The sequence below is a fragment of the Streptococcus mitis genome, from assembly GCF_047459985.1.
Lineage (GTDB): Bacteria > Bacillota > Bacilli > Lactobacillales > Streptococcaceae > Streptococcus > Streptococcus mitis_DZ.
Genome location: NZ_JASHHD010000039.1, coordinates 1 through 934, shown reverse-complemented (window position 1 = coordinate 934; position 934 = coordinate 1). Strand labels below are relative to the sequence as shown.

1 protein-coding gene is annotated in these 934 nt (G+C 41.0%); it reads left to right on the top strand.

All coding sequences use genetic code 11. From position 1 onward, the window contains the following. Positions 1–934: SspB-related isopeptide-forming adhesin (locus QM959_RS09520; RefSeq protein WP_414372861.1), on the top strand; the 934-nt coding region annotated here is incomplete at both ends.

Genomic DNA, 934 nt, shown 5'->3' with positions numbered 1-934 from the left:
GACAAGCTCGTTGATGATGATAAAGAGTTGGCAGACAAGTACGCAGATACAAATGCGAACCCATATGCGGACGATGCATCTAACAACGAAAAACAAAACTTGAATACCAAGACTGTGAAACGTGGCGACAAGTTGGTTTACCAAGTATGGTTGGATACAACTAAATTCGATGCAGCTAACAAGGACAACATCCAATCAGTAGGAATCTCAGATGACTACGATGAAACTAAGTTGGACCTTGATTCTACTAAGATCAAAGCTTACGATTCAGTAACAGGTGATGATGTAACAGCTAAATTCGATATCGCTGTGAACAACGGTGTGATTACTGCAACTCTTAAAGATGGCTTCACTAAGTCACTTGGCGATGCAGAAAACACTCAAGTGATCGATACAACTAAGTTCGCCTTCGGACGTTACTACAAGTTTGACATCCCAACAACAGTGAAAGCTGATGTACCTGGCGGAGTAGATATCGAAAATACTGCGGCTCAAGTTGTGAACTATTACAACCCAACTACTAAGAAAGTTGAAAAACCAAACAAACCAACTGAAAAACGTGTCAACAGCGTACCAGTACAAGTAGAGTTCAACTTCACTAAACGCTTGGAAGGTCGTGAATTGAAAGCTAACGAATTCAGCTTCGTCCTTAAAGATTCAACAGGTAAAGTTGTTGAAACTGTAAGTAACGATGCGGCAGGAAACGTTAAGTTCTCAGCTATCGAATTCAAGAAAGAACAAGCAGGTGTTCACAACTACACTGTAGAAGAAGTAGCAGGAACAGACGCAACTGTAACATACGATACTATGAAAGCGAATGTAACAGTAACTGTTTCTCACGATGGAACAGCTAAAGTTCTTGTGGCAACTGTTGGCGAAATCGCTGATAAAGAGTTCAACAACCGTGTAACTCCTCCAGAAGAACCTAAGTTCC